Source organism: Bradyrhizobium sp. LTSP857 (assembly GCF_000938285.1).
Lineage (GTDB): Bacteria > Pseudomonadota > Alphaproteobacteria > Rhizobiales > Xanthobacteraceae > Bradyrhizobium.
In genome coordinates, this window is record NZ_JYMS01000007.1 from 75,033 (window position 1) to 100,606 (window position 25,574).

Sequence of the window (25,574 nt, forward strand, 5' to 3'; positions counted from 1 at the left end):
GACTTGTCGTCTTGCCCAATCCCCATGATTTTCATTCCCCGCAACCGTCCTACACCAGGGACGAACTGCTGAGATCGAGCGAAGGTGGCTATTTCGGCCCAGGCAATGCGCAATTGCCGGCACCGCCGATGCTCATGATGGACCGCATCAGCGAGATCAGCCTGGATGGCGGCGAGTTTGGCAAAGGCCATATCGTAGGTGAGCTCGACATTGTGCCGGGCCACTGGTTCTTCGATTGCCATTTTCGCGGTGACGCCATGATGCCGGCCTCCCTGGGCCTCGACGCCATGTGGCAGATGATCGGCTATTGGCTGGGATGGTCGGGCTCACCGGGCAAGGGCCGCGCCATCGGCGTCGGCGAGGTGGCGTTCACGGGATCCGTCACACCGCAAACGCGACGCGTGCGCTATGAGGTCGCCATGCGGCAAGTGAGGCGCGGCAAGCTGGTTCTGGGATTTGCCGACGGCCGCGTGCTGGCCGACGGCACCTGCGTTTACACGGCCAAAGATATGAGGGTTGGCCTGACGAAGGCCGTGGACTGAAGTCGCGCCCGCGATATGACATCTCGTAGGGCGGGCAAAGGCGCACTGCGCCGTGCCCACCATCTCACACCACGACAATCCTAACGGTGGGCACGCTTCGCTTTGCCCACCCTACGAACCGACTTCTTGGCCACTCTCTTCTTCGCGGGATTGCTCGCCACCTTCTTCCCTTTTGGCCGCTTCTTCACCTTGGCGCGCTGAGCGGCGGCGAGTGCCGCCCTCGCCCATTGCGGAAGCTCCTCGGAATCGTCGAACAGGCGCGCGGGCAATTGCCAATAAGAGTTCACCGTCACCGTCTTGGCGCGGGTCGAGTACTGAAACGGCTTTGAGCCTTCCGCTTCAAAGTCCGGGATGGTGTGCTCGTCGGCGCGGAAGAACAGGCCGGCACGCAGGGCGAGCGCGAAGTTGATGCCATCGGCGGAGATGCCGTAGCCGGAAAACATTTTGCGGATGGTGACGGGGCCGAAATCGGCAAACAGGTCGATCAGGAATTCGCGGTCCATGGCCACATGCCTCCCCATGGTCGTCCCGGCGAAGGCCGGGACCCATAACCACAGGAGGTAGTTTAGCGATGACTGCTAGTCGTGCCAGCCGTTGGTACTGACACCGTCCATCACCGCGAGATCACGCGGTATGGGTCCTGGCGTTCGCCAGGACGACGGCGGTGTGACTGGCGACAGCCGGGCTTACCCGTCGATCTGCGCCGGCCGCAGCTCGACCGACTCGCCGCAGCCGCAAGCGGAGATCTGGTTGGGGTTGTTGAAGACGAACTGGGCCTGCATCTTGTCGGCCTTGTAGTCCATCTCGGTGCCGAGCAGGAACAGCACAGCCTTGGGCTCGACCAGGATCTTGACGCCCTTGTCCTCGACGACCTCATCGGTCGGGCGGATATCATGGGCGTATTCGACCGTGTAGGACTGGCCGGCGCAGCCGCCGTTCTTCACGCCGACGCGCAGGCCGACGATCTCGGAATCGGCGCGCTGGGTCAGCTCGCTGATGCGCTGGGCGGCAGCGTCCGTCAGCCGCATCACCTGCGGGCGGGGCCGCCGGGGCTTGGGAGTGGATGCTGGTGTCGAGCCTGACGATATTTGGGTCATGTCAGTGATGTGGTCCGTTGCCGAGCGAATTCAATGCCAGTTGTGCAAAGCCAGTATGTACGCGTCACCACATGTTGAGCACGAGGCGGGCCTCGTCGCTCATGCGTTCCGGCGTCCAGGCCGGCTCCCAGATCACCTTGACGTCGACCACGCCGACGCCGGGGACGCTGGCGACCGCGTTTTCGACCATGGTCGGCAGCTCGCCGGCCGCCGGGCAGTTCGGCGTCGTCAGCGTCATCTGCACGTCGACGGAACGGTCGTCCTTGATCTCGACTTTGTAGATCAGGCCGAGCTCGTAGATGTCGGCCGGGATTTCCGGGTCAAAAACAGTCTTGAGCCCGGCGATGATCTCGGTGGTGAGACGCTCGGTCTCCTCCGGCGGCAGCGCCGACTGGGTTTCCATCGGATTGGCTTTGATTTCGGCCGTGTCACTCATGCGAACAAATCCCGCGCCTTCAAGAGCGCCTGTGCCAGATGATCGACTTCTTCCCGCGTATTATACATGCCGAACGAGGCCCGGCATGTGGCTGTGACATTGAACCGCTCTAAAAGCGGCATGACGCAATGGGTGCCGGCGCGTACCGCGATGCCCTGGCGGTCGATCACGGTGGCGACGTCGTGGGCATGCGCGCCCTTGAGCTCGAAGGAGATCACCGGGCCCTTGCCCCGCGCCGTGCCGATCAGCCGCAGCGAGTTGATCTCGCGCAGCTTGTCCTGGGCGTAGGTGACGAGATCGTGCTCGTGGGCGGCGATGCGCTCTTTGCCGATCGAATTGACGTAGTCGATGGCTGCACCCAGACCCACAGCCTCGACGATCGCTGGCGTGCCAGCCTCGAACTTGTGCGGGGGATCGCCATAGGTGACGATGTCGCGCGAGACTTCGCGGATCATCTCGCCACCGCCGTTGTACGGGCGCATCGCGACGAGGTGGTCGTACTTGGCCCAGAGCACGCCGATGCCGGTGGGACCATAGACCTTGTGGCCGGTGAAGACGTAGAAGTCGCAGCCGAGGTCCTGGACGTCGACGGGCAGATGCACCGCGCCCTGGCTGCCGTCGACCAGCACGGGAATGCCGCGGGCATGGGCGATCTTCACGACGTCCTTGATCGGCACGATGGTGCCGAGCGCGTTCGACATCTGCGTGATCGCGACCAGCTTGGTCTTGGACGTCAGCAGCTTCTCGAATTCGTCGATGAGGAAATTGCCCTCATCGTCGACCGGCGCCCATTTGATCACGGCACCCTGACGCTCCCTAAGGAAATGCCAGGGCACGATGTTCGAGTGGTGCTCCATGATCGAGATGACGATCTCGTCGCCATCCTTGATATTCGGCTGGCCCCAGGACGAGGCAACCAAATTGATCGCCTCCGTCGCGTTGCGGGTGAAGATCACTTCCTCTGTGCGGGGCGCATTGATGAACTGCGCCACCTTGGTGCGACCGCCCTCATAGGCTTCGGTCGCGGCATTGGCGAGATAATGCAGGCCGCGATGCACGTTGGCGTATTCGGACGTATAGGCCTGCGTCATACGATCAAGCACGGCGCTTGGCTTCTGCGCGGAAGCGGCGTTGTCGAGATAGACCAGCGGCTTGCCATAGATCTGCATGGCGAGCGCCGGAAAATCCTGGCGCACGCGCGCGACGTCATAGGCGCCGTTCTTGACTGCGGGATGCGTGCTCATTGGCGCCGCTCCAGCCAACGCTCGGCAATGCCGATCACATGCTCGCGCAAATCATCATCGGCGATCTGCTCGATCGCTTCGCCCACGAAGGCCTGGATCAGCAACGCCTGGGCTTGCTTCTCGGGCAGGCCGCGTGCCTTCAGATAGAACAACAGGCTGTCGTCGAGCGCGCCGGCGGTGGCGCCGTGGCCGCAGGAGACGTCGTCGGCGAAGATTTCCAGCTCAGGCTTGTTGTAGGCCTCAGCTTCATCCGAGAGCAGCAGCGCCCGAATCATCATCTTGCCGTCGGTCTTCTGCGCGTCGGGACGAACGATGATGCGGCCTTGGAACACCGAATGGGCGCGATCGTCGAGCACGGCGCGGAAGATCTCGCGGCTGACGCAGTTCGGCACGGCATGGTCGACCACCAGCGTGGTGTCGCCATGCTCGGTCTTCTGCAACAGATTGACGCCGTTGGCGGAGAGCTCGCTGCCCTCGCCCGCCAGCGTGATGAAGCCTTGCAAACGGCTGACGGCGGCGCCGGTGGTCATGTTGAAGAAATTGACCTTGGTATTGGCGCCAACCGTGACGAATTGCGAGGTGATGTTCACCGCGTCAGGCGCATCGTCCATCAGACGGATGTGTGCGACGTCGGCGTTGTCGCCGACCGAGATGATGACGGCATCGTTGACCTGGTAGGCCGTCGCGCCAGCCGCGACGAAGGTCTCGATGATCGTAGCGCGAGCGCCCTTCCCGATTGCGATCTGCGAGCGGGTGAAAGCCGACGCCGAAGCAGCGGTCGCGATATGAATGATCTGGATCGACGCGGACAGCTGCGCGCCATCAGCAATCGACAGCACGACGCCGTCGGTCGCCATCGCCGCATTCAGTGCAATCACGGCATCGCTGGACGCCGTCTTCAGGAGACCGGAATCCTTCGCAAGCGTATCCCCCAGTGTCTTGAAGCCGACCTCGGAGGCGAGCGCTTTCACATCGGAGAGATCGGCCACGAACACGCCATCAACCAGCACCAGCTTGCGGGCGCCGGCGATCGCATGCGCCTTCACCGCATCCGCGGCGCGCTTCAGAGCAGCCGCATCGGGCGCGGCCGCAAGCGGCAGCACCTCGCCGACCAGCGCGCGCAGGTCGGTATATTTCCATTCCTCGATCCGGCGGTGCGGCAGGCCGAGACGCTCATAGGTCTCGAACGCCTCGCGACGTGCCGCGATCACCGCGGGCGAACCCGGCAGCCGGCCTTCAGCGCTGGTGAAGAGATCGCTCACCGCGCGGCCCTTTCCGGTCTTTGCCACAGCAACGTTCATCACAACATTCCTTACGCGGCGTCCTCGAACTGGGCGTAGCCGGACGCTTCCAGCTCCAGCGCCAGTTCCTTGCCGCCGCTCTTCACGACACGGCCCTTCGACATCACGTGCACCACGTCGGGCACGATGTAGTTGAGCAGCCGCTGATAATGGGTGATCACGACCATCGCGCGCTTGGGCGAGCGCAGCGCGTTGACGCCGTCGGCCGCAATCCGCAGCGCGTCGATGTCGAGGCCGGAATCCATCTCGTCGAGGATGCACAGGCTCGGCTCGAACAGCGCCATCTGGAGCACCTCGTTGCGCTTCTTCTCGCCGCCGGAGAAGCCGACATTGACGCCGCGCTTGAGCATGTCCTGCGGAATGTTCAGGGACTTCGAGACCTCGCGGACTTTCTTCAGAAAATCAGGCGTCGAATATTCGCTCTCGCCGCGCGCCTTGCGCTGCGCGTTCAGCGCGGTGCGCAGGAAATTCATGGTGGCAACGCCGGGAATCTCGACCGGATACTGGAACGCCAGGAACACGCCTTTGGCGGCGCGTTCTTCTGGTTTCATCTCCAGCAGGTCTTCGCCCTTGAACAGGATCTGGCCGCCCGTGACCTCATAGCCGGGCTTGCCGGCAATGACGTGGGAGAGCGTCGATTTGCCGGAGCCGTTCGGCCCCATGATCGCGTGCACCTGGCCCTCGTTCACGGTCAGCGTCAGCCCGTGGAGGATCTCACGCTCCTCGACGCGAACCTGGAGGTCTTTCACTTCAAGCAAAGCAGTCATTATCTTTTTCCATCCATCCCTTCATCCTGAGGAGCACCGAAGGCGCGTCTCGAAGGATGAGGCCAACAACCGTTCTAACATTCATCCTGCGAGACGGCCGCGTTCCGCGACCTCCTCAGGATGAGGTCGGAGCTAGCCGACCGATCCTTCCAGCGAGATCGAGATCAGCTTCTGCGCTTCCACCGCGAACTCCATCGGGAGCTGCTGAAGCACGTCCTTGACGAAGCCGTTGACGACCAGGCCAACCGCTTCTTCCTGCGAAAGGCCACGCTGAACGCAGTAGAACAGCACGTCCTCGGAGATTTTTGAGGTCGTCGCCTCGTGCTCGAACGTCGCCGACGAGTTCTTGGCTTCGATGTACGGCACGGTGTGCGCGCCGCATTTGTCGCCGATCAGCAGGGAATCGCAGGCCGTGAAGTTGCGCGCGCCGGTCGCCTTGCGATGCGCCGTGACGAGCCCACGATAGGTGTTCTGCGACTTGCCGGCGGCGATGCCCTTGGAGATGATTCGGCTCGACGTGTTCTTGCCGAGGTGGATCATCTTGGTGCCGGAGTCGACCTGCTGGTAACCGTTGGAGATCGCGATCGAGTAGAACTCGCCGCTGGAATTGTCGCCGCGCAGAATGCAGCTCGGGTACTTCCAGGTGATCGCGGATCCGGTCTCGACCTGGGTCCAGGAAATCTTGGAGCGGTCGCCGCGGCAGTCGCCACGCTTGGTGACGAAATTGTAGATGCCGCCCTTGCCTTCCGAATTGCCGGGGTACCAGTTCTGCACCGTCGAATATTTGATCTCGGCATCGTCGTGCGTAACGAGCTCGACCACGGCGGCGTGCAGCTGGTTCTCGTCGCGCTGCGGCGCGGTGCAGCCTTCGAGATAGGAGACGTAGGAGCCCTTGTCGGCGATGATCAGCGTTCGCTCGAACTGGCCGGTGTTGCGCTCGTTGATGCGGAAATAGGTCGACAGCTCCATCGGGCAGCGCACGCCCGGCGGCACGTAGACGAACGAGCCGTCGGAGAACACCGCCGAGTTCAGCGTCGCATAGAAGTTGTCCGAGGTCGGCACCACGGAGCCGAGATATTTCTGCACCAGCTCGGGATGCTCGCGGATCGCCTCCGAGATCGGCATGAAGATCACGCCGGCCTTCTTCAGCTCAGCCTGGAACGTGGTCGCAACCGACACCGAATCGAAAACCGCGTCGACCGCGATCTTGCGCCGGGCCGGATCCTGATCGCCGGGCTTGGGCTCGACGCCTTCGAGCATGGCGACTTCGCGCAGGGGAATGCCGAGTTTCTCGTAGGTCTTCAGGATCTCCGGATCGATCTCGTCGAGCGAACTGATCGTCTTCTTCGGCTTCGGCGCCGAATAGTAATAGAGGTCCTGGAAGTCGATCTTGGGATAGTCGACGCGGGCCCAGGTCGGCTCGGTCATGGTCAGCCAGCGCCGATAGGCTTCGAGCCGCCACTGGAGCATCCAGGCGGGTTCGTTCTTCTTCTCGGAGATGAACTTGACGGTGTCTTCCGACAGCCCCTTGGGGGCCTTGTCGGACTCGATCAGGGTCTCAAACCCATAACGATACTGGTCGACGTCGATGCGCTTGACGCGCTCGACCGTCTCTTGGACGGCTGGCATTCTATCCTCCGCTCGCGGTTTCAAGGACCGCGGTGGATCAAACTCGGACGAGTACTACGATGTTTTTTTGCCGAAAGCACGCGCTTAGAACCGTTCAAGCCGTGTTTCGTCGCTCTTCTCTAAGTAGGGTATTACCGAGCTTTCGCCAAGCCTCTAACGCCCTATTGATGTCCTCCAGTTCCGTGGACCAGCCCAGACTGAGGCGCACCGCTCCCTGAGCCATTGCGGGATCGAACCCCATGGCCGACAGGACGTGAGACGGCTGGACCTTTCCCGAGGAACAGGCCGAACCCGAGGACACGGCGATGCCTTCGAGATCGAAGCAGATCACAGCGGTCTCGGCCTTCATCCCGGGGGCGGTGAATAGAACGGTATTTGGCAACCGCTGTACGTCCTCGGAGAAGACGGTCGCGCCGGCTGCGGCACACAGACCTTTTTCCAAGTGATTCCTGAGAGTTATCATCCGCTCCGCATCCTTCGGCAGAGCCTGAAGGGCGGCTTTCACGGCCGCGCCGAAGCCGGCGATACCCGCGACATTTTCGGTTCCCGCCCTCCGGCCAAGCTCCTGCCCGCCGCCGCGCAGAACCGGTTCCAAGCCAGAAATCCCCTCCGCCACGACCAGCGCGCCAATCCCCTTGGGGCCGCCGATCTTGTGTGCAGAAAAAGTCGCAAGGTCTGCGCCTATCGCGTTAATATTGAACATAATTCTGCCAAGCGCCTGGATCGCATCGACGTGCAGCAGGCCCCCGGCCTCATGAACGATCCGTGCGGCCTCGGCGACCGGCTGGATCGCGCCTGTCTCGTTGTTGGCCGCCATGATGGAGACCAGCGCCGGGGGGCCCTCGCTGAGGAGCGCCTTCAGATGATCGAGATCAACCACGCCGGAGCGTGCAACCCGGATCTGGCCAACCGCAGCCGCCGGGAACCGGCCACCGGCCATCACCGAGGCATGCTCGATCGCCGAAACCAGAAGCCGCTGCACGGGTCTGCCAGATGGGCCGCGCAGGCCGGGTGACAGCGCCAGCGCATTGGCCTCGGTCCCGGCCGAGGTGAAGACGACGTTCCGCGGCAGCGCGCCCACGGCCACCGCCAATGCCGCACGGGCGTCCTCGACCAGCCGTCGCGCTTCCCGCCCCTCGGCATGGACCGAGGATGGATTGCCGATCAGCTCGTAGGCGGCCAGCATCGCCGCCCGTACCTCGGCGCGCAGCGGCGTGGTCGCATTCCAGTCGAGATAGACGCGGCTCGGCATGAAAGTAATATATTACCCTGTGCGCGGGCTCTGGTCCGCCCGCCTCCGTCCCCGACATGGGCCCCTGTCGGGCGCTTGGCAACCGCGATTCCAAATCGACCTTTGGCCATGACGCGGCGGTGACACGCTAACACCTTGAGCCGGTTGTGGGATGTTCAAGATGCTTGCTTTTTGACCCACGCCTCATGTTAGAACGCGCGCGTCAGTTCACCGCGCGCCGCTCGCGCATCATCCGAGGGCGCCGCTCCACCCTTCCATTCGCGGTTTGGTCGGCGTCGCTGCCGATGAAGTCCGCACAATCGGTTGGTTGTTGAGGACCACCGTCTTCAAGGGATCAAGAGATCATCCATGCCTGAAGTTATTTTCACCGGCCCTGCTGGCCGCCTCGAAGGCCGCTATCACCCGGCCAAGCAGAAGAACGCGCCGATCGCGATGGTCCTGCATCCGCATCCGCAGTTCCACGGCACGATGAATCATCAGATCATCTACCAGTGCTACTACGCGTTCGCGCATCGCGGCTTCTCGGTGCTGCGCTTCAACTTCCGTGGCGTCGGGCGCAGCCAGGGCTCGTTCGATCATGGCACCGGCGAATTGTCGGATGCCGCAGCCGCGCTCGACTGGGCGCAGACCATCAATCCCGAAGCGCGCGCCTGCTGGGTCGCCGGCTTCTCGTTCGGCGCCTGGATCGGCATGCAGCTCTTGATGCGTCGCCCCGAGGTCGAAGGCTTTATCTCGATCGCACCGCCCGCCAATCTCTACGACTTCTCGTTCCTTGCGCCCTGCCCGTCCTCCGGGCTCATCGTGCATGGCGAGAAGGACGCGGTGGTGCCGCCGAAGGACGTCAACACGCTGGTTGAGAAGCTGAAGACGCAGAAGGGCATCGTGATCGACCAGCAGGTCATCCCCGGCGCCAACCACTTCTTCGACGCCAAGCTCGAGCCGTTGATGGAAACCATCACCGCCTATCTCGACATGCGTCTGGCCAACGTGCGCTGAGGGCCTTGTAGCCCGGATGTAGCGGTAGCGAAATCCGGGAAACTCCATCCGCGGACACAAGACCCGGATTGCGCTTCGCTCCATCCGGGCTACGAAACTAAGGCGCGTGGCTCAGGCAGCGAGCTTGAGCAGATGCGCGTCGTGGCGCACGAGGAAGGCGCGCAGCAATTGCGGATAGTCCGCGCCGACCGCGGTGTGCACGCTCGGTCGCTGCGCAAGCGCTGACCGCCACGCCCGCACCTTCGGCACGTCCTTGAAGATGCCGAGCTCGGTCAGTTCATCGAACAGGTCGAAATAACGGAAGACGGGTGCGAACACGGCGTCGACCAGGCCGAACGCATCGCCGGCGAAGAACGGGCCTGCGCTGAGCGCGGCCTCGACGCGCGCGAATTTCGCCGCAAGCGCCTGGCGTTTGCTTTCGAACGTCGCTGGATCGGTCGTGGTCTCCAGACCCCAGAGATCGCCCAGGATCGCCGAGCCGAACTCCATCCAGGCGCGGTGCTCGGCACGCTCAAGCGCATCGGCCGGATGCAGCTTCCCGCCTGCCTGCGTCTCCTCAATGTATTCGCAGATCACGTTACTCTCGAACAGCGCGACCTCGCCCTTGTCCGTCGCCACAACCAGCACCGGCACCTTGCCGAGCGGCGACAGTTTCAGAAACCAGTCCGGCTTGTTGGCGAGATCGATGTCGATCCGTTCGAACGGCACACCCTTCTCGTTGAGCGCGATCACGGCGCGCTGAACATAGGGGCAAAGCTTGTGGCTGATCAGTTTGAGCGAATCGGTCATGGCGGTGATCCCGGCGGTTGGTGGCGCAGAGTGCGAGAAGAACAAATCGTGAACAAGTGGTGTTGTGATACCGTTCCCCGACCCGGGCGGCGCCGCCAACTGCGCCGAAGATAGATGCAATTGCATGAACCAGTCAAGATCCATGCATTTGCATCAACCGTCCGTGTCTTAGGGCCGCGCCATCACCCCACCCGTCATCGGCATCGGCACGCCGGTGGTGGCCGGATAGGACAACGGCAGGCCTTTGAGGCCGCGCGCGGCGAGGAAGCCAAAGGCCTGCGCCTCGATCGCATCGGAGGCCCAGCCGAGCGTCTCCGCGGCTTCGACGGTCGCCGATCCAACCCGCTCCCGCAGCATACGCAGCATGGTCAGGTTACGGGCGCCGCCGCCGCAGACGATCCAGCTTCGGGGCCGCCGCGGCAGCAGCGAAATGATGCGGGCGATCGCGGCCGCGGTGAAGGCGGTGAGCGTCGCGGCGCCGTCGGCCGGCGCAACATCGCCGAGCTTGAGCGCGGCAAAATCGTTGCGGTCGAGCGATTTCGGCGGCGGAGCTGCGAAGAACGGCAGCTCCAGCCCCCGCGCGATCCAGGTCTCGTCCGCCTTGCCGAGCGCCGCGAACTTGCCTTCCGTGTCGAACGCCTGGTTCATGGTGCGGTACATGAAATCGTCGAGCAGCGCGTTGCCGGGCCCGGTGTCGCAGGCAATCAGCGTATCGTTGCCGTCGATATAGGTGATGTTGGAAACGCCGCCGATATTGACCACGGCGATCGGCCCTTCGCGCTCCAGCGATTGCGCGAGCGCCCGGTGGTAGACCGGCACGAACGGCGCGCCCTGGCCACCGGCCTCGACGTCGGCGGCGCGGAAATCATGCATCACGGGGATATGGATCGCCTTGGCGAGCGCCAGCGCATCACCGATCTGCACCGTCAACCGCCGCTCGGGGCGATGCAGCACGGTCTGGCCGTGGAAGCCGACGATGTCGATCTCCTCCGGCTTCATCCGGTTCTGGGCGATGAAGGCGGCGACCGCCTCGGCATGCGCCAGCGTCACCGCACGTTCGGCCTCGGCCAGAATCCCCGGCCGGGCATCGCGCTGCGGCAGGTGCACCGCCTCCGAGAGCGCCTGGCGCAGCAGATTGCGCTCGGCGGGGCTGTAGGGCCTATAGCCGGACGGTCCGAACGCTTTCACCTGCTTCCCGTCGGTTTCGATCAGCGCGACGTCCACCCCGTCCAGCGAGGTGCCGCTCATCAAACCGAGTGCCGTCAACATCATCTCAAGCTGGCCCCGACGCCCCCTGCCCCGACGCCTGACTTGTATCAAACAAGCACATCTTATAATGCCACAACGCGCTTTTTTGCGGCAGCCCGGCTGGCGCGGGTTCCGCAGCTTGCCGCAATGACCGTAAAATAAGAATGATCAGGCTTGCCGACAGATGACTGCATTTAAATCGGATTTCCTCAATACGCTGCAAGAGCGTGGATTCATCCACCAGTGCTCCGATTTCGAGGGGCTGGATGCGCTCGCCGCCAAGGGCGAGGCGATCGCCTATGTCGGCTACGACTGCACCGCCCCCTCTCTACACATCGGCAATTATCTGACCATGATGCTGCTGCACTGGTTCCAGCAGTCCGGCAACAAGCCGATTACGCTGATGGGCGGCGGCACCACCATGGTCGGCGACCCCTCCGGCAAGGACGAGACGCGCGCGATCCGCACCGTCGCCGAGATCGAGGCCAACAAGGCTTCGATCCGCGGCGTGTTCGCGAAAGTGCTGCGCTATGGCGAGGGCAAGAGCGACGCCATCATGCTCGACAATGCGGAGTGGCTGACCAAGCTCAACTGGATCGAGATGCTGCGCGACGTCGGTCGGCACTTTTCGGTCAACCGCATGCTGACCATGGACTCCGTGCGCCTGCGCCTCGAGCGCGAGCATGAGATGAGCTTCATCGAGTTCAACTACATGGTCTGCCAGGCCTACGACTTCGTTGAGCTGGCCAGGCGCACCGGCTGCCATTTGCAGATGGGCGGCTCGGACCAGTGGGGCAACATCATCATGGGCGTCGATCTCGGCCGCCGCATGGGCACGCATCAGCTTTACGCGCTGACGACGCCGCTGCTGACGACCGCGTCGGGCGCCAAGATGGGCAAAACCGCGCAGGGCGCGGTCTGGCTCAACGCCGACCAGTTCTCGCCCTATGATTTCTGGCAGTACTGGCGCAACACCGAGGATGCCGACGTCGGTAAATTCCTGAAACTGTTCACGACGATGCCGATGAACGAGATCAAAAAGCTCGAGGCGCTCGCGGGCTCGGAGATCAACGAGGCCAAGAAGGTGCTCGCAACGGAAGCGACCGCGCTGCTGCACGGGCGCGACGCAGCAAACGAAGCGGCTGAAACCGCGCGTCGCACCTTCGAGGAAGGCGCACTAGCCGAGAGCCTGCCGACGGTGGAAATTCCGCGCGGTGAGCTGGATGCCGGAATCGGCGTGCTCAACGCCTTCGTCAAGGCAGGCCTCGTCGCCTCCAATGGCGAGGCGCGGCGCCAGATCAAGGGCGGCGGTCTGCGCGTCAACGACGAATCCGTCACCGACGAGAAGATGACGCTGACGCAGGCAAGCCTCAAGCCGGAGGGCGTGATCAAACTGTCGTTCGGCAAGAAGAAGCACATCCTGCTCAAGCCTGCATAGGCGTATGAGCTTTTGATGCTTGTCAGGGCGCACCGAAGCGCGCTCCCTGACCGGCCATGGATCAGAACACGCCCAGGGACGTGGCCGAGGAACATCTCGCCGCTACGCAGCAAGGCGCGGTGCGCACGGCACTTGTCGTGCTCGCGCTGTGCTTCACGCTTGCCGTTCTCGGCCGTGGCTTGAGCGAAAGCTTCACCGTCTTCCTGAAACCGATCTCCGAGAATTTCGGTTGGGACCGCGCGCAGGTCGTTTCGATCTATTCGCTGACCTGGCTCGTGAGCGGACTGACGGCGCCGCTGGTCGGGCGCCTGTTCGATCATTCCGGCCCGCGCATCGTCTATGCGCTCGGGCTGCTGTTGCTCGGTTCCGCGTTTCTGATTGCCGCGCATGCGCAATCGCTCTGGCAATTCCAGATCTCGATCGGACTCTGCGTCGGCATCGGCGTCGCCTTCATCGGCAACGTGCCGAACTCGATCCTGCTCGGCCGCTGGTTCGGGCCGCGGCTGCCGACCGCGATGGCGGTGGTCTATTCGGCGATGGGTGGCGGCGTGCTGGCGCTGCTGCCGGCCTCGCAGTTGCTGATCGATCATCTCGGCTGGCGCGAGACCTACCAGCTGTTCGGCTTCGCTGCATTGGGCCTGCTGGTGCCGCTGATGCTGCTGCCCTGGCGGTTGTTCGCGTCGGGCTCGCCGCATGTCAGCAAGAAGACCGATCCCGATTTCGTCGATCACGGCTGGACGCTTCTCGCGGCCATGCGCCACCATGCGTTCTGGGCGCTGTTCTCGACCTTCTTTTTCACCGCGGTCGGCATGTACGCGATTGCCGCGCAGATCGTGGCCTATCTGATCGATGCAGGCTTTCCGCCGCTCCAGGCCGCGACCGCCTGGGGTTTTTCGGGCGTGGTGCTGGTGTTCGGCATGTTAGGGGTCTCCGCGCTCGACGGCCTGATCGGGCGCCGGCCGTCGGTGCTCCTGAGCTACGCGATCTCGATCCTCGGCATCTTCCTGCTGTGGCTGTTGCAGTATTCGCCGAACGTCATCCTGCTCACCGGCTTCGTGGTCTGCTTCGGCAGTATGATGGGCTCGCGCGGGCCGCTGATCACGGCCACCGCGATGAAGATTTTCAGGGGCAAGCGGGTCGGCACCATCTACGGCACGATCTCGATCGGCAGCGGGCTGGGCTCGGCCTTCGGTTCCTGGAGCGGCGGCCTGATCCATGACGCCACCCATGGCTACAACGCGCTGCTCGTCTTCGCATTTGCGAGCGTGATCCTCGGAATGATCCCGTTCCTGATCGTGCCCGCCTTGCGACGGTAGGTGTCTCGGAGGTAACCTGAGCTCATTCGTGTCACCGGGGAATTACGGATGGGCGCGACGCAAACACGCGCAAAAAATGCGGATCACATGCGGCTGAAACCCCGACCTGCGGTGTTTTGTCCAACATGACAAAAATGTCAGCGCGAATTGACCCGGCGCGGCTTGCGGGCTGGAACTGAATGCGGTCCAAGTCGCAGCATTGGATGGAGGGCACAAACCAATGAACTTTCCCTATCTCACTCGCTTTCAACCGGTTCTCTTGAGCCTGTTTCGTTTCATCACCGGACTGCTGCTGTTCCAGTATGGCGTAGCCAAACTGTTCAAGTTTCCGGTGCTTCCCTACTTCGCCGATATCCCGCCGCTGATCTACGCGGCCGGCACGATCGAGCTGATCCTCGGCGCAACCCTGATGCTCGGCCTGTTCACCCGGCTCACAGCCTTCATCCTGGCAGGCGAAATGGCCTTCGCTTACTTCATGGGCCACGTCATGAAGACCGGCACGCCCGTGCTCCTGCCGCTGCTCAACGGCGGCACCGCGGCGATCCTGTTCTGCTTCGCCTGCCTCTACCTCTCGGCAGCGGGCGGCGGCTCGGTCAGCGTCGATGCGCTGGTGGGCAAGGAGAGCGACGCGGCGAGCGGCGCATTCGCGCGGCGCTGACGCGCTCACACTCGACGCGCAAGCAAGATGGCACCGGCGGATTGCCGGTGCCATCTCAGCGTGCCCCGAGCACGTTCCAGATGACGGCCAGTGCGGCGACAAGCAGCACGGACATGATGATGCGGTGAACGAATCGGTTCATTGCCGGTCCCGTCAGGCTCCCTCACCGCCAAAGTCCAACATCGATTTACCAGAACATGTGCAGCCCCGCGCGCCAGCGCAGGGCCTTCTGCCTGCACGGTTGCGCATAGGGCTGCGAGGGGAGGCCTGCGCGGCCGGTCGCCGCACGCCCGTATTCATGATTGGTAAGAAGTTCATGTTACGGACGATGACAATGACAACCATTCCGTCGAGGCCGCGATGAAACTGCTCAGTCATCTGAAGATCCGCACCAAGCTCGCCGGTATGGTCTGCCTTGCGGCCCTCACGGTCGCGGCGATCATTGCGCTCTCCGCCGTTCTCAGCAAGAGCCGTATGATCGAGGACCGGGTCCAGCAGATGAAGGCTGCGGTCGATCTGCTCCACGGGCTCGCGCAGAACTTCCAGGATGACGTCGCCGCCGGCAAGATGAGCTCGGACGATGCCAAGCTCCAGTTCCGCCAGCGTGCCCGCAACATGAAATTCGGCGGCGGCCAAGGCTATCCCGTCGTCTACAACGCCGACACATCGATTCTGGTCAATGGAGCCAATCCGCAGCTCGAAGGCAAGATCACTGGCGCCACGGATTCCAACGGCGTCGTGATTGCCGGTGCCCAGCTGAATGCCGCCAAGCAGGCGCCCCAGCGCGGCGTCACGTCCTATCTCTACCCGCGCCCCGGCCAGACCGAGCCCGTCCGCAAGACCGTGTTCGTGCGCCTGTTCGCGCCCTGGAACGCCACGATCAGCTACGGCCTCTATGTCGACGACATCGACGCCGACGTGCGTGCGCTGACGCTGGAGCTCGCCGCGGTCGGCGTCGGCCTGATGCTGCTGATGGCGATCCTATCCTGGCTGATTGCTCGTGACGTGCTCAGCGCGCTCGACCGTCAGAAGAACCGCATGCAGGACATTGCCGACGGCAACCTCGACAAGCCGGTCGAAGAGACCGACCGCGGCGACGAAATCGGCCGCATGGCCGAGACGCTCGAAGTGCTGCGCAAGACCGCACTCACGGCGCGCGCACTGGAGGCCGAACAGATCGCGGCCAAGTCCCGCAGCGAGCAGGAGAAGCGCGATGCTTTGATCTCGCTCGCCGACCGCTTCGATGCCTCCGTCGGCCAGCTGGTCGGCATGATGGCCTCGGGCTCCGGCGAGCTGGAGACAACAGCCAAATCGATGTCGTCGACCGCCGAGGGCACCAACCGTCGCGCTGCCGTGGTCGGTTCGGCAGCCACCGAAGCTAGCCAGCGCGTTCAGACAGTTGCGGCGGCCGCCGAGGAGCTCTCCTCCTCCATCACCGAGATCAGCCGTCAGGTCGCGCAGTCGGCCGAAGTCACCGGTCGCGCGGTCGACAGCGCACGCCGCACCGACACCATCGTGCGCGCGCTGTCCGACGGCGCCCAGCAGATCGAGCATGTCGCCGAGCTGATCTCGAGCATCGCGGCGCAGACCAATCTGCTCGCGCTCAACGCCACCATCGAGGCCGCACGCGCCGGTGAGGCCGGCCGCGGCTTCGCCGTCGTCGCATCTGAAGTAAAGTCACTCGCCAGCCAGACGGCGGAAGCCACCCGCGAGATCGGCGACAAGATCGCCCAGATCCAGGGCGCGACCAAGGAAGCCGTGGATGCGATCGGCGGCATCACTGCCACCATCGAGGAAGTCAGCCGGATCGCGACCTCGATCGGTGCTGCGATCGAGGAGCAAGGTGCTGCCACAGCCGAGATCGCCCGCAGCGTCTCGCAGACGGCGGAAGCGACCAAGGAGGTCACCACCAATATCGGTGGCGTCAGCACGGCGGCGAACGAGACCGGCAACGCGGCCGGCATGGTGCTCACCGCCGCATCGAACCTGTCCAAGCAGGCCGAGCAGCTCTCGGGCGAAGTCGGGGCGTTCCTGGCCGGCGTGCGCGCGGCGTAAGACGCACGAAGCGCTCCCAAGCGATCGTCAAAAAAGATCGTCAAAAGAGATTGTCATGCCCGGGCAGAAGCGCGAAGCGCGTCTTCGCGCTAGATGTCCCGGGCATCTACGTTTCAGAGAATGGGCGCAGTCATTCGCGGCTATCGCCGCGCGAGGCTGCAACCGCTCGACAGCGGCCGTGCCGATCCCGTCGGGCTGTCGCCCGACTGCGCCGACGGCAACTCGTCGATCGGCGTGTTCTGCTTGCCGGTGTTGAACTCGAAGATCTTGCGGAACAGGCCCGGTGCCATCGCCGAGATCGGGTTGACGCGCATCACAGGCGCTGCCGGCGTGCCGACGACCTCATAGGTGACACCGATCAGGCCTTCATTGTTGCCGCCACCGAGGAAGATGCCGAACAACGGGATCTGGCCAAAGATATTGTTCACGCCATACATCGGCACGAAGGTGCCACTCATGCACACCTGGCTGCCGGGATAGTCGATCGAGCCCTCGATGGTGCCGCCGATCATCGGTCCTTTCACCACACCGTTGCGGACCGTGAGTGCGCCGTTCTGCCGGGTAAACTCGGCACGCAACGCCGTGAAAGCCACGCCGCTCTGCGCGCCGTTGGGGCCGCCCGCCGCGACGCGATCGAGCTGATCCATTCCCTTCACCGTGAAGTCGCGCACATTGATCAGGCCTTCCCTGGTCGCAGGCTCTGACGTCGGCGGCTCCATCGCCACCACAATCTGGCCGCCGAAGACCTTGTTGGTGGTGTCGGTGAAGCGCAGCAATGCGCCGGCGTCGTCGGTCTGGAGATAGATCACCTCCCGGCTGCCCTGCGCACGCCCGCCGCGCAGATCGGCCGCCACCGGCGTGTCGCGGCCGATCTTGCCGTTCAGGGTGAACGCTTTGACGGCGCCGCTGCGCTTCGACATCTTGGCCTCGACGCTGCGCATCGCCTCGCCATTGAAGCCTGCGACCGCGCCGAGCTTCACATCGATGTCGAAATCGACGTTCTTGAGCTTGCTCTTGGCGTCGTCCTTGGAATTGCCCGAGATCGCCGATTTCAGGAAGCCGCGGCCGTCGAACACGTCGCCGCGCATGGTGCCCCTCACCACACCGTCCTGACCGCGCTCCACCTTCAACGACGTCTTGTCGCCGTCGGACGGCGAGTAGACCGGGAAGTTCGCATTCATGAGGTCGCCATTCGGGTCGACCTCGAGCGAGCCCTTGATCGAAGCGCCGCCGCCTTCGATGACGATGTCCTCGAGCCGCGTCGATTGTGCTGTCGGCACCACCTTGAACGTTGCCTTGCTCGCCTTCCCCGGCAGCTTGACCCAGCCGGGAAGGATGTTGTCGAGCTTGACCGAGGTCAGGTCGGCCTCGATGCCGAGCTTCGTCGTCTGGTCGGGACCGCCGGCAATCTTGCCCGACAGCTTGATCGGCACCGAGCCGCTGACGGCCGGGCTCAGGTCGAAGCCCAGGCGCGCACGGCTGGAATCATCCAGCGTCGTCTGCAATTTGACGTCCGCATCGCCATCCGTCGCCTTGCGGTAGTCGAGCGAGGCCGCCTGCCCATTGATCTTGACGTCGCCCTTGACCTGGTAGCCCTGGTTGTTGGCAACGATCTTGAGGTTATTGGCCTCCAGCTTCTGGTTCATCACCAGCTTGTCGGCGGCAAAGCCATTGAGATCGGCGGTGACGGCGTAGACAGTGTCTGTCTTGGTCAGCTCGCCCTTGACCGGCAGGCCCAACTGGATGTTGGCCGTGAACGTGCCCTTGCTGGTGTTCGGATCGATGACGGTCGATGACAGATCGCTCAGGCGATCATTGGACAGCATTTCGGCCGCGGCAGGCACCGGACCATCGACGCGGAATCTGGTCCGCGACGGCGATGGTTTCGGCGCCATGTCCGGCACCTCGAAGGTGAAGTCGGAGATCGTGACCTTGCGGCCCGCGGGCGTATCGGCAATGCCCTGCCCGATAGTCACGGTCGCGGTGCGTCCGGTCACGTGCGCCTTCAGATCGGCATCGTGCACCACCGGCATGCCGTCCACGGGGCGGACCGCGACGCCGCTCGCCACGATGTTGACCGAGAGGCCGTCATCGGGAATTGGCGGTCCCTTGCGCGGAAGGTTGCGCGTCGGCGAGTTGATCCCGACCTCGATGCGCTGAAGCGTGCCGCGCTCGATCCGCTCGATCACCCATTGGCGCAACTCGGGCACGACCAGCGTCGGCCACATCCGCTTCAGCGCAGAGGCCGACATCGGCGTGCCGGCAAAGCCGAGCGTCAGGCGCGGCTCGCCGGAATAGTCGATCGCCCCGGTACCGGCGACACCGATCTCGCCATTGGAGATATCGGCCTGCGTCAACAGCATGCGCTTGTGGTCGGTGTCGAAGCGGAAGCCGATCGCGATGCGGTTGAAGACGAGCGGCGGCTCGTTGTCGATGCCACCCAACAGGATCGACCCGCCGCTGAAACCGAGTTGCCAGTCGTTGATGGTGCCATTCGGCGGCTCGACATGGGCCAGCAGCGTCAGGCGGTTGGCGCCGGAGAGGATCTTGAACGGCGCGACCAGCACCCGCCGGCTCGCATCCCATTCGACATTGATCTCGGCCGAGTCGATCGCCATCGGATAGTCGGGCGTGTCGGTGTCGATGATGTTGCCCGCACCGACCGTGATCTTGCCGCGGAAGAAAGTCGGCACGCCATCGCGGCCGAGTTCGCCCTTGAGCTCGCCGGTTAGCGGCAGGTCGGCGGTGTAGGTCAGGTCCTTCACCCGCAGCGCCAGCAGGATGTTGGAGGTCGAAACTTTGTCGGCACGGATGTCGATCGAGCGCACGCCGTTCTCGCTCGGCCCGATCGTGGCGCGCAGCGACCACGGGCGCGCGCCTTCTTCGCCGAAGCTGAGCGCGACACCGCCATGGCTCGGCCGGCGCAGGCTGAGCGTGATGTTCTCAAACGTCCATTTGCCGCCGCGCTGCTGATCGTCGACGATCAGATTGCCGTTCTTGAGACCGATCTCGTTGAGGTTCTGGCCGTCGAGGCCGGTCAAGCTCAGGCTGTCGAGCCAGTCGAGACCCTGAAGGATTCCGCTCTGCGCGGTGCTCTGAGGCGCAGCCTGAGAAACGTCCGGGCTTGCAGGCGCCGCCCCGAAGGGCGGCGGCGGGACCCCGTTACGCGGGAATGTCGGCGGCAGGCCCGCTTCCTTCTTGGACGCGACGCCGGTTGCGAGCGGCTTCGCCGTGTCGCCGGCGGACACTGTAACGGTCCCGTCCGGCGCGATCCGGATCGCAAGCTCGGCATCGACGAGATTGAGGCTTTCGGCGCGCAGGTGCCCCATCAGGAGTCCCGCCCCCGACAGCCTCACCTCGGCCTTCGGCGCGCTGGCGACGATGGCATGGTCATGATCGCGGACGATGATGTCGCGGATGCGCACCGCGATGCGGATCCGCCCGGCCCGCTCGATCTGGGTGCCGCCGACCTCGACGGTGTTGCCGTGGCCGATATTGTCCTCGATGGCGGCGGCAAGCCAGGGCGTCGCCATGTCGAGATTGATGGGACCGGCGCCGAGCCGCCACCACAGCGCCCCGAAACAGCCGACAAAGATGACGATCAGTGCGCCGAGGACGACGGCGATCCGGCGAAGCCAGCGTCCGCTCGGCAGCACGCGCCGAAACCACGAGAAGCTATCACCGACGCTGAAGCGCGAACTGGAACGCGACAACAGGCGGCGTGCGCGATGGCCCGCCTCCTCCTCCTGATTCGGATCCCAATCGGCCTCGTCCCATTCCGGCGGCTCCTGTCCGCCGCCGCGCCGATCGAAATCGCGATTGTGATCCTGGGGCGACGTATTCCTTGCCATTGCCTCTCGATACAGGTGCCCATCGAAGGATTGAGCGCCGCCGGGACCGCAGCCATCGACGGGGATCGAAGCTCCCCGCCCCGGCATTGCCGCCATGCCTCGAATATTCCTGCTGTTCGTCATGTCGCCCCGGGAGCGCGTTCAACGAGCAGTGGGGTGGTGCGTGGAATTCCTTGTAACCATACTCCGGCGTCGTCAAACTTGCCCAGCCGAGGGCGCGAATCCGGCACGCCGGACGAGAGCTGCAATACCGCTTTGGTTGACCCGCCGAAAGCGACGAAAGGAAGGCGTATGTCCAAGAAATCCCGAAAGAAATCGTCCAAAACGCCCTCCGGCAGTCTGACGGCTAAAAAGAAGACCCCGAAAACACGGGCATCGACTCAAACAGGCCCGGCGAAAACACAGCGGGCATCAGCAGGCAAATCAACCAAGACAAACGCAAAAGCAGCATCGCATAAGGCCGCATCCAAACGGTTAAAATCTTCTGAAAAGGCCTCTCAGCCCAAAGCCGTTTCCGCGCCCGCTCTGGCCGAGGGCCAGAAGGCCCCTGGCTTCCGACTGCCCCGCGACGGCGGTAGCGTGGTGACGCCGGCCGATTACGCCGGCCAGAAGCTCGTCCTGTTCTTCTACCCCCGCGCCGACACGCCCGGCTGCACCCGCGAGGCCATCGACTTCACGCGGCTCAAGGACGCCTTTGCCGCGGCCGGTACCGCCGTCCTCGGCATCTCCGCCGATCCGTTAAAGGCCCAGGAGAAGTTCCGCGACAAACATAGTCTCGGCATTCCCCTGATCTCGGATGAGACGCATGAGATGCTGGAGGCGTATGGCGCCTGGGGCGAAAAATCCATGTATGGCAAGAGCTTCCTCGGGATTCTTCGCACCACGGTGCTGGTCGGGGCCGACGGCAAGGTGACGAAGGTCTGGCGCAATGTCCGCGTCGACGGCCATGCCGACGAGGTGTTGGCAGCGGCAAGAAGTCTTTAACCAGCCCGTTAAATTCGAGCACCCTCGTTTCCGAAAAATTAACCATGACCGGCCCAGATTGCAGCGGCAATTGAGCCGTCAGGAACCGTTCCGACCGGCGCGGGAGTGCCGATGTCGAATAGTTCTGCCCAATATTCGCAGTACCCCCAGCATCAGGCTCACGACCACGGACGGTCCTTCCATCGCCGTCCTGCCACCGCTGCGGTGGCAACGGCGATTCCCCTTCCCGACACAGACGACGCCTACACCATCGTGCATCACGGCAAGCAGGTTCGCCTGGGGCCTGTGGTGTTCTGGATCGTGGTCGGCACGATCGTGCTGCTCGGCCTGTGGTCGGCGGCAACTGCCACCTATTTCGCCTTCCGCGACGACGTCCTGACCCGGCTGATCGCCCGCCAGGCCGAGATGCAATACGCCTATGAGGATCGCATCGCCGAGCTGCGTGCGAAGGTTGACCGCACCACCAGCCGGCAGCTGCTCGACCAGGAGCAGTTCGACCAGAAGCTAGATCAGATCATGAAGCGTCAGACGGCGCTGGAGTCCCGGGCCACGGCGCTTGGCGCCATGCCTGACGTCACCGGATCGATTCCCCGCTCGACGCCACAGCGCGGCGATGCGGCCCAGACGACGACGCAGGGCACACCAAAGCCGTCCCCGATCAGCGACACCGTGATCTTCGTGGCCCCTCCCGATCGCGAGGCGCGGCTCGAATCGCGGGCGCCGACTGTGATGGCCCCGCCGGTCAATCAATTCGCCAAGAACCAGGGCTTCGACAATGTCCTGGTCCGACTCACAACCTCGCTTGACCAGGTCGAGCGCCGCCAGATCGCAGCGCTCAGCGCCGTCGAGGAAGGCATGGATTCGCGCATGCGTCGGATGCGCGGCGTGGTCAGTGATCTCGGCCTGAACATGGCCAACCTCGAGGCCGCCGTGCCGCGCACCGCCATGGGCGGACCTTTTGTCCCCGTCAAACTGACTGCCAACGCCGGGCCGTTCGAGAAGCAGCTCTATCGCATCAACCTCACCCGCGCCGACATGGACCGGCTCAACCGTACGCTGGCGCTGGTGCCCTATCGCAAGCCCGTCGTCGGCGAAGTCGAGTTCACCTCCGGCTTCGGCGTGCGCAGCGATCCCTTCCTCGGCCGGCCTGCGATGCATACCGGCCTCGACTTCCGTGCCTCGACCGGCGATCCCGTTCGCGTCACCGCCAACGGCAAGGTCGTCTCGGCAGGTTGGTCCGGCGGTTACGGCCGCATGATCGAGGTCGACCACGGCAACGGACTTGCGACCCGCTACGGCCATCTCTCCGAGATCAATGTGAAGGTCGGCGAAATCGTGAAGATCGGCCAGGTAGTCGGACTCGTCGGCTCGACCGGACGTTCGACCGGCCCGCATCTGCATTACGAGACCCGCATCGACGGCGAGGCGGTCGATCCGCAGAAATTCTTGCGCGCCGGTGTGCGCCTCAGCGCGGGCTAGGCCTGGCCCCTGCCTTCACCAAACATGCGTGGCGCTTCAGACACGAGGCTGACATGCTTTCAGGAAGAATTTGAGTCCTGCCTCGATCTCCTGTTCGATCGCCCGTTCCGTGAGATCGCTGAGGCCCAGCACGATCAGCAGCGGTAGTTCGCCGCGGACCAGGCTCAGGAATTGTTTGGCGGCTTCCATCGCGTCGTCAAATTCCAGGAGCTTTGCGGCCCTCGCTTCTTCAAGGAATTGAGAGAGCCGTCGGATCGTCGCCTCGGGGCCGCTTTCATAGAAGAGCCGCGCGAGCACAGGAAACCGGCCGCTTTCGTTGGCGATGATGCGGACGAAGGCGACATCCTTCCGGTGAATGAAGCTGTGGAGGTATTGCTTGGCGAACTCCCGCAGCGCTTCGGACAGTCCGGCCGACAGTTGGGGCAGCGGCAGGTCGCGTTGCAGGCTCTCGCACTCCGCCACGATCAATGAAGCGAACAGGGCCTCCTTGCTGGGGAAATACGCGTAGAGCGTGGCCTTCGACACGCCGGCGGCTTTCGCGATCGCATCCATACTGGTCGCGGAGAAGCCCTGATCGAGAAACAGCTGCCACGCCGCACGGATGACGATGTCCATCTTGCGGCCCGCTGGTGCGCTGTCCTTCTCGTGAGCAGGATGGGCAATCGTTTCGATCAAGGATGGCTCTCCGTCAGTTCGCGACTCGTTGTCGTCGTCCGCAGCGCGCACAATGACCGAGCGTCAACAACTTGAAAGAACAAACAGGCGCACTTGACCAACGCGCGCGTAGCCTAGTTTTTCACAATCAGAAATAAAACTAAACCGTTCAGTACCGTTGACAATATTCGCCTAGCCAATCAAGTACTAAACGGTTCAGTTCTTGCGAGTGGCGATGTCTTACCGAACATTCCTCCAAAAAGGTGCCTTGATACCTCTTCTTCAAGCCGTCATCTCTCTTGGCGGCTGCGCGGTCGGTCCGGATTTCATTCCGGCGGACGCGCCGGGGGTCACCGGATACACCGCGGGCCGATTGTCCGTGGCAGTTGGGGCAGACGGGCCCGGCGGAACGGCACAGAGATTCGTCAGCGGCGCGGACGTGCCGGGGATCTGGTGGAAGGTGTTTCGCTCGCGACGGATTGAAGCCTTCGTCCGGGAAGCGATCGACAACCATCCCGACATCACCGCAGCCCAGGCGGCGCTGCGCCAAGCGCGCGAGGTCGCTGCAGCCGACATGAGCGCGCTGCTGCCGTCCATTACCGGAAGCGACAGCGTAACCCGCAGTCAGACACCCCTGGCAGAAGCCGGCCAGACCGGACCGTCGTCGTTGTACACCCTGTACAAAACGTCAGTCCCGATTTCGTTCACGCCCGATATCTTCGGCGGCAAGGCGCGCGGGATCGAGGCCGATCTCGCCAATGCAGACTACCAGCGTTTCCAACTCGAGGCGACCTACCTGACCTTGACGGCGAATGTGGTGACGACCGCGATCAGTGACGCCTCCTACGCGGATCAGATTCGTGTCACCGAGGAACAGATCGAGGGCCAGCGCCAGCTGGTGGCGTTGCTCGAACAGCAATTCGCGCTCGGCGCCGTCTCCAACGCCGACGTCCTGACGCAGAAGGCCCAGCTTGCGCAAACGCTCGCAACCCTGCCACCGTTACAAAAGTCGCGCGCGCAGAACCGCAATCAACTGATGGCCTATCTCGGCCGGCTGCCGAGTCAGGCCAACTGATGGCCTATCTCGGCCGGCTGCCGAGTCAGGACAGGGGCGAAGCGGTCCCTCTGGCGAACTTGCGCCTGCCCCGCGACCTTCCGGTCACGGTGCCCTCGTTGCTGGTGCGGCAGCGGCCGGACATTCAGGCCGCGGAAAGCCAGGTGCAGCAGGCCAGCGCAAATGTCGGTGTTGCCATTGCCAACATGCTTCCAAACGTCACGTTGTCGGCGTCGGGCGGCAGCTCGGCACTGGCACTTTCGGGACTTTATGGGCCGCAATCTGCGGCCTGGAGCGTGGCCGCCAGCGTCACCGGGCCGATTTTCGACGCCGGAAACTTGTTCCACACCAAGGAATCCAAAGTCGCTGCGTTGGAGCAATCCGGCGCGAAATACCGTTCAACCGTGATCACGGCATTTCAGAACGTTGCCGACGCGCTGCGCGCGATCCAATCGGATGCCGACCTCCTGAAGGCCCAGGTCGAGGCGGAAAAAACCGCCGCCGAAAGCCTCAAGATGTCGCAGGCTCAGTTCAAGGCAGGCTCCACCACCTTCATCTCCGTCATCAACGCCGAACAGACGCTGCTGACGGCGCGGATCAATCGCGTGAAGGCGCAGGCTTCGCGCTACGCCGACACCGTGGCGCTGTATCAGGCGCTTGGTGGCGGCTGGTGGAATCGCGTCGATGAATCCGCCGCCGCCGAGGCAAAGCCCGCAGGCGTTGCCGCGATATTCGTCCCCGCCGGGGCCCTGCCGGTGCAGCCGGCCCCGCAATCCAACTAACG

20 protein-coding genes and 1 pseudogene are annotated in these 25,574 nt (G+C 63.7%); 9 read left to right on the top strand and 12 right to left on the bottom strand.

Annotation, left to right across the window (positions count from 1 at the left end; all coding sequences use genetic code 11):
- The first annotated feature begins 11 nt into the window (after positions 1-11).
- Positions 12-542, top strand: a complete 531-nt coding sequence (gene fabA / locus UP06_RS01870; RefSeq protein WP_045000004.1) for a bifunctional 3-hydroxydecanoyl-ACP dehydratase/trans-2-decenoyl-ACP isomerase — start codon at positions 12-14, stop codon at positions 540-542.
- Positions 543-622: 80 nt separating this feature from the next.
- Here fabA and UP06_RS01875 read toward each other — a convergent pair whose 3' ends face one another.
- The 8 genes from UP06_RS01875 to UP06_RS01910 all read right to left on the bottom strand — a co-directional run bounded on the left by UP06_RS01875 (position 623) and on the right by UP06_RS01910 (position 8,268).
- Positions 623-1,045 (bottom strand): TfoX/Sxy family protein, encoded by a 423-nt coding sequence (locus tag UP06_RS01875; RefSeq protein WP_045000005.1) that lies wholly within the window; start codon positions 1,043-1,045, stop codon positions 623-625.
- A gap of 183 nt (positions 1,046-1,228) precedes the next feature.
- The gene (locus tag UP06_RS01880; RefSeq protein ID WP_082081206.1) at positions 1,229-1,639 is read right to left on the bottom strand and encodes a HesB/IscA family protein; all 411 of its coding nucleotides are present in this window, start codon (positions 1,637-1,639) and stop codon (positions 1,229-1,231) included.
- Positions 1,640-1,703: 64 nt separating this feature from the next.
- Positions 1,704-2,075 (bottom strand): SUF system Fe-S cluster assembly protein, encoded by a 372-nt coding sequence (locus tag UP06_RS01885; RefSeq protein ID WP_045000007.1) that lies wholly within the window; start codon positions 2,073-2,075, stop codon positions 1,704-1,706.
- Positions 2,072-3,319 (bottom strand): cysteine desulfurase, encoded by a 1,248-nt coding sequence (locus UP06_RS01890; protein ID WP_045000008.1) that lies wholly within the window; start codon positions 3,317-3,319, stop codon positions 2,072-2,074. Before UP06_RS01890 ends, UP06_RS01885 begins: the two co-directional genes overlap by 4 nt.
- Positions 3,316-4,620, bottom strand: coding sequence for a Fe-S cluster assembly protein SufD (gene sufD, locus UP06_RS01895; RefSeq protein WP_045000009.1), 1,305 nt, complete (start codon positions 4,618-4,620; stop codon positions 3,316-3,318). The genes UP06_RS01890 and sufD overlap by 4 nt, the downstream gene beginning before the upstream one ends.
- An 11-nt stretch (positions 4,621-4,631) precedes the next feature.
- A complete protein-coding gene (sufC, locus tag UP06_RS01900) occupies positions 4,632-5,387 on the bottom strand; it encodes a Fe-S cluster assembly ATPase SufC (RefSeq protein ID WP_045000011.1) in 756 nt (251 codons plus the stop codon).
- Between the two features lie 132 nt (positions 5,388-5,519).
- Positions 5,520-7,016 carry a Fe-S cluster assembly protein SufB gene (sufB, locus tag UP06_RS01905; protein ID WP_045000013.1) on the bottom strand — a complete coding sequence of 499 codons (1,497 nt, stop codon included), beginning with the start codon at positions 7,014-7,016 and terminating at the stop codon, positions 5,520-5,522.
- Between the two features lie 94 nt (positions 7,017-7,110).
- Positions 7,111-8,268 (bottom strand): cysteine desulfurase family protein, encoded by a 1,158-nt coding sequence (locus UP06_RS01910; protein ID WP_045000014.1) that lies wholly within the window; start codon positions 8,266-8,268, stop codon positions 7,111-7,113.
- Positions 8,269-8,616: 348 nt separating this feature from the next.
- Between UP06_RS01910 and UP06_RS01915 the strand changes: the two genes are divergently transcribed.
- On the top strand, positions 8,617-9,264 hold the full coding sequence (locus UP06_RS01915; protein WP_007591562.1) for an alpha/beta hydrolase: 648 nt from the start codon (positions 8,617-8,619) through the stop codon (positions 9,262-9,264).
- Between the two features lie 111 nt (positions 9,265-9,375).
- On the opposite strand, the gene UP06_RS01920 is transcribed toward UP06_RS01915, so the two are convergent.
- Both UP06_RS01920 and UP06_RS01925 read right to left on the bottom strand, forming a co-directional pair.
- A complete protein-coding gene (locus UP06_RS01920) occupies positions 9,376-10,053 on the bottom strand; it encodes a glutathione S-transferase family protein (protein ID WP_045000016.1) in 678 nt (225 codons plus the stop codon).
- A 168-nt stretch (positions 10,054-10,221) separates the two neighbouring features.
- Positions 10,222-11,325, bottom strand: a complete 1,104-nt coding sequence (locus tag UP06_RS01925; RefSeq protein WP_045000017.1) for an anhydro-N-acetylmuramic acid kinase — start codon at positions 11,323-11,325, stop codon at positions 10,222-10,224.
- Between the two features lie 160 nt (positions 11,326-11,485).
- On the opposite strand from UP06_RS01925, the gene tyrS reads away from it, so the two are divergent.
- The 4 genes from tyrS to UP06_RS01945 all read left to right on the top strand — a co-directional run bounded on the left by tyrS (position 11,486) and on the right by UP06_RS01945 (position 16,768).
- The gene (gene tyrS, locus UP06_RS01930) at positions 11,486-12,739 is read left to right on the top strand and encodes a tyrosine--tRNA ligase (protein WP_045000019.1); all 1,254 of its coding nucleotides are present in this window, start codon (positions 11,486-11,488) and stop codon (positions 12,737-12,739) included.
- Positions 12,740-12,795: 56 nt separating this feature from the next.
- Complete coding sequence (locus tag UP06_RS01935) at positions 12,796-14,055, top strand: MFS transporter (RefSeq protein ID WP_045000021.1); 1,260 nt, start codon at positions 12,796-12,798, stop codon at positions 14,053-14,055.
- A 220-nt stretch (positions 14,056-14,275) separates the two neighbouring features.
- Positions 14,276-14,713: a DoxX family protein gene (locus UP06_RS01940; RefSeq protein ID WP_045000023.1), complete on the top strand. Its 438-nt coding sequence runs from the start codon at positions 14,276-14,278 to the stop codon at positions 14,711-14,713.
- A gap of 360 nt (positions 14,714-15,073) precedes the next feature.
- Positions 15,074-16,768, top strand: coding sequence for a methyl-accepting chemotaxis protein (locus tag UP06_RS01945; RefSeq protein WP_045000025.1), 1,695 nt, complete (start codon positions 15,074-15,076; stop codon positions 16,766-16,768).
- A gap of 140 nt (positions 16,769-16,908) precedes the next feature.
- Here UP06_RS01945 and UP06_RS01950 read toward each other — a convergent pair whose 3' ends face one another.
- Complete coding sequence (locus tag UP06_RS01950) at positions 16,909-20,706, bottom strand: YhdP family protein (protein WP_045001052.1); 3,798 nt, start codon at positions 20,704-20,706, stop codon at positions 16,909-16,911.
- A gap of 204 nt (positions 20,707-20,910) precedes the next feature.
- Here UP06_RS01950 and UP06_RS01955 point away from each other — a divergent pair, with 204 nt between their 5' ends.
- Together UP06_RS01955 and UP06_RS01960 are read left to right on the top strand one after the other, a co-directional pair.
- Positions 20,911-21,603, top strand: coding sequence for a peroxiredoxin (locus tag UP06_RS01955; protein ID WP_082081207.1), 693 nt, complete (start codon positions 20,911-20,913; stop codon positions 21,601-21,603).
- Between the two features lie 111 nt (positions 21,604-21,714).
- The gene (locus tag UP06_RS01960) at positions 21,715-23,082 is read left to right on the top strand and encodes a M23 family metallopeptidase (protein ID WP_197087103.1); all 1,368 of its coding nucleotides are present in this window, start codon (positions 21,715-21,717) and stop codon (positions 23,080-23,082) included.
- A 36-nt stretch (positions 23,083-23,118) separates the two neighbouring features.
- Here the strand turns inward: UP06_RS01960 and UP06_RS01965 are convergent, their stop codons facing one another.
- The gene (locus tag UP06_RS01965; RefSeq protein WP_045000029.1) at positions 23,119-23,757 is read right to left on the bottom strand and encodes a TetR/AcrR family transcriptional regulator; all 639 of its coding nucleotides are present in this window, start codon (positions 23,755-23,757) and stop codon (positions 23,119-23,121) included.
- A gap of 214 nt (positions 23,758-23,971) precedes the next feature.
- Between UP06_RS01965 and UP06_RS42635 the strand changes: the two are divergent.
- Positions 23,972-25,572 (top strand): annotated as a pseudogene (locus UP06_RS42635) (efflux transporter outer membrane subunit).
- The last annotated feature ends 2 nt before the right edge of the window (positions 25,573-25,574 follow it).